Below are 3,984 nucleotides of genomic sequence, written 5' to 3' on the forward strand. Positions count from 1 at the left end.
TCGAGTAGTGCCTGCATCACGCCCGCGGCCGGGGTGGGGACCCGGCCGCGGGTCCGTCAGAGGTTCGCGTTGGCCGCCTGCAGCCTCCGGGCGAGGCCGGCCGGCGTCGGCTCCTCGAAGATGTCCTTCAGCTTGAGCCTGATCTGGGTCGCCCGCTTGATCTCCTGCAGCAGCTTGACCGCCAGCAGCGAGTGCCCGCCGAGCGCGAAGAAGTGGCTGCTGGGGCCGAGATCGGTGCGGTTGAGCATGACCTTCCAGAGCGCCACCAGGGAGTCGACCAGCTGGTCCCCGCTCTCGGACGGGAGTTCCTCCTCCTCCACGCTGGCCTCGGCGTCGCGCAGCTCCATGGCCAGGCGGCGGAGGGCGGGGTAGTCGACCTTGTCGTTGCCCGTCATCGGGAACGCGTCCACGGTCACGTACTCCTGGGGGGTCGCGGCGTACGGGAGGGAGGCGCTGGCGTGCTCCCACAGCTCCGAGGTGACCTCGGGGCGGTCCGGCGCCACCACGAAGGCCCACAGGACGGCGTCGGCGCTTGGGTCGCCGACGACCACGACCGCGGCGGCCCTGACGTCCGGGTGGGTCAGCAGCACGCCCTCGACCTCGGCCAGCTCGATCCGGTTGCCGCGCAGCTTGATCTGGCGGTCGAGCCTGCCGAGGATCTCCAGCCGGCCGTCGGACGTCCACTGGGCCAGGTCGCCCGTGCGGTAGAACCGGCCGTACACGGGGTGCTCGCCGAACCGCTCGGCGGTCAGCTCCGGGCGGTTGTGGTAGCCGATGGCCACCCCGTCGCCGGCGATGCAGAGCTCGCCCCGCGTGCCGATCGGCAGCGGGCGGCCGTCGGGGGCGGAGACGTACACCTTGGTGTTCGCGATGGGGACGCCCACGTCGACGCGGTCGGCGGCCGGGTCGATGCGGCCGGAGGTGGACCAGATCGTGGTCTCGGTGGGGCCGTACACGTTGTAGAGCTCGCACCCGGTCGCGGACAGCCGCTTGGCCAGGACGGCGGGCATCGGCTCGCCGCCGCAGAGCACGCGGCGGCCGGCCAGCTGCCCGGCCACCTGGTCGATGACCAGGCGCCAGGTGGTCGGCGTGGCCTGGGCGATGGTGACCTCGTAGCGCCGCAGCGCCTCGGCGAGGGGTTCGCCCTGGGTGCGGGCGTCGTCCGGCGCGACGGCCAGGCGCGCGCCCGTCGTCAGGGGCAGGAACAGCTCCAGGGCGGAGATGTCGAAGCTGAACGTGGTCAGCCAGAGCACGGTGTCCGCCGGGCTCACGGCCAGCTGGTGCGCGAAGTGCGCGATCAGGTTGGCGAGGCTGTAGTGGTCGATCAGCGTGCCCTTGGGGAGCCCGGTGGAGCCGCTGGTGTAGATGAGGTACGCGCAGTCCTCCGGCCTGACGCTGTTGAACGCCGTCACCGTGCCGGAGACGGGCGTCACCGAGTCGACGGGGACGAGCGGCAGGACCGTACGGTCGCCGGAGACGGCGATCCCCTCACCGGCGAGGACCACGGCGGCGCCCGCGTCGTCGAGCTGGTAGTCGAGCCGCTGCTGGGGGTGGTCGGGTTCGAGCGGCAGGTACGCCGCCCCGGCGAGCCACGCGCCGACGGCGGCCGCGGCCAGCTCGGGACCTCGCCGCGCGAGCAGCGCGACGACGTCGCCCCTGCCCACGCCGGCGGCCCGCAGCGCGTCGCGGGTGGCCTCGGCGGCGGCCCACAGGCGGCGTAACCCGACGCGGCGCTCGCCGTCGAGCACCGCGTCGGTGTCCTCCGGCGGCGCGGCGGAGACCTGGCGGGCGATCTTGTCCAGTATGGTCGCCGGCGTCACGGCGCGTTCGGTGGCGTTGGCGAGCTCGATGGCCGCCCGGTCCTGGTAGCACCAGACGGGAAGGTCCGCGAGCGGCGTGTCGGGCTGCTCCGCGAGCGTGACGAGCAGCTCGTCGAAGCGGGCCAGCAGCAGCTCCACGTCGGCCCGGTCCAGGACGTCCACGCAGAACGCGGTCCTGATCCTGATCGCCTCGGGGGTGGAGGTGACGAAGAACTCCAGGTCGAACTTGCTGAAGCCGTTCTCGATCACCACCTGGGCGGCCCGCAGCCCGCCCAGCATGAACTCGGCGGACAGGTCGGCGGGCACGTAGTTGAAGGTGTGCCGGAAGAGGTTGTTGCGCCAGCCGTCGCGGGGAACGATCTCCAGCAGGTCGTCCACCGGGTGGTCGGCGTGCGACATGGCCTCCATGAACGTGCGGCGGGTGAGCCGCGTGTGCGTGCGGAAGGTGTTCGCCGACTGCACGCGGGTGCGCAGGGTGAGCACGTTGATGTGGTAGCCGATCCGGGTGGCGGCCTCGGGCGTCCGCACGCTGACGGGCGAGCCGATGGTGAGGTCGGGGCCGGCGCCGTGGGCGGCGAGCAGCACGCCGTACGCGGCCATGAGGACGACCGACTCCGGCGACCGCAGCTCGCGCTGCATCTGCCGGGCCGCGTCCCGCGCGGCGGGGGACAGCTCCCAGTTGACCACGTCACCGAGGAGGGTGACCTGCGAGGCTTCCGGCTGCTCGCACCACAGGTCCAGCTCGTCGGCGCGGAACCCGTCCAGCTTGTCGTGCCAGAACTCCCGGCTGCGCGGTTGGGCGGCCGGCTCCTCCCAGGCCGGCACGGTGTCGCGCGGCGGCGACTCGCCCGCCGCGAGGGCGTTGTAGGTCGCGGCGAGCTCGTTCATCAGCAGCGCGGACGACAGCCCGTCGAAGATCGAGTGGTGGATCGCCAGGCAGTAGACCTCGCCCGCGTCCTCCTCCAGGACGGCGGCGCGCACCAGGAGCTCGCCGTCCGGCTGGAACGGCCGGGCCACGAACTCCGTCAGCCACTCGCGCGTGGCGTCCCGGCCGGCCTCCTCGAAGCGCAGCTCGGCGTACCCGGGCGGCAGGACCTCCCGCGTCATGCCCTCGGCCTCGATCCCGAAGACCGTGCGCAGGATCTCGTGCCGGCGCAGGACGTGGTTGATCGCGTCCAGCATGAGGGTGCGGCTCGGCAGCCTCGCCACGCTGAACGCCACGCCCAGGTTGTTCACCCCGGTACCGGGGACCAGCTCTTCCAGCATCCACAGCGCCTGCTCCTTGCGCGAGGCGCGCTGACCCAGCATCTGCTCCATGATCATCTCTCCAGCAGCTTGGTGACGGCCCTGGCGACCTCGTCCGAGGTGAGCAGCACGTCGTGGCCCTCCTCGAACCTGAGCTCCTCCGCCACGACGGTGCGGCCGGAGTCACGCAGCCGGTTCAGGCCGTTCCTCGGGTTGGACGAGCTCACCGCGGTGGCGCGCAGCCACCCCTCCCAGGGGTCCAGGTGGTCGGCGTAGGTGAGGAAGGCCAGGAAGGCGCTGAACGTCTCCCACATCTCCTCGGAGTACTCCGGGTCGAACCCGGCCCTTTCGAACGCGCGGTGCCCGACCTCGCGGAAGGTGGCATACAGGTGTGCGGCGTAACCCTCGACCGTGATCCCCTCGACCTGGAGCATCGTGTCCATGGTCTCCCGGAGCTGGGCGACGTCCTCCTCGTTCAGGATCGAGGAGAGGATGCCGAAGACCTTGCCGAACTGGAAGTAGACGTTCTCCAGGCTCGTGGGCTCCGGGTCGAAGAGGATCAGCTCGGGCGCCGAGCCCTGCAGCTCGGCCAGCCGGTCAACGAGCTCGGCCGCGTAGACGGCGCCCACGCAGTAGCCCATGACCGCGTGGACCTTCCTGCCGCTCTCCTTGATGGGCTCCACCCAGGAACGGACATAGGCGGCACCGTCGATCCCGCAACCGGGCGCCACGGCGGGCGGGCGCACGTGCCAGAAGGTCGCGTCGTAGTCAATGTTCGCCACCAGCTCGGGGAAGCCCGCCTCCGCGCGGCCGGTCTCCGTGAAGTCGACGCAGAGGACGAGTTCCGCCGAGTTGGATGCTTTGAGCGTCGTCCAAGTGGTTACCAGGGTCATGATCATTCCTTTGATCGGAGTTCTGC

At 71.4% G+C, this 3,984-nt stretch carries 2 protein-coding genes; both read right to left on the minus strand.

Going from position 1 to position 3,984, the window contains the following annotated elements; all coding sequences use genetic code 11:
- Positions 1 to 56: 56 nt before the first annotated feature.
- The gene (locus tag HD596_RS04350) at positions 57 to 3,137 is read right to left on the minus strand and encodes a non-ribosomal peptide synthetase (protein ID WP_185067994.1); all 3,081 of its coding nucleotides are present in this window, start codon (positions 3,135 to 3,137) and stop codon (positions 57 to 59) included.
- Positions 3,138 to 3,139: 2 nt separating this feature from the next.
- Positions 3,140 to 3,958 carry a hypothetical protein gene (locus HD596_RS04355; protein WP_185067995.1) on the minus strand — a complete coding sequence of 273 codons (819 nt, stop codon included), beginning with the start codon at positions 3,956 to 3,958 and terminating at the stop codon, positions 3,140 to 3,142.
- Positions 3,959 to 3,984 lie beyond the last annotated feature (26 nt).

This window comes from Nonomuraea jabiensis, from assembly GCF_014204795.1.
Lineage (GTDB): Bacteria > Actinomycetota > Actinomycetes > Streptosporangiales > Streptosporangiaceae > Nonomuraea > Nonomuraea jabiensis.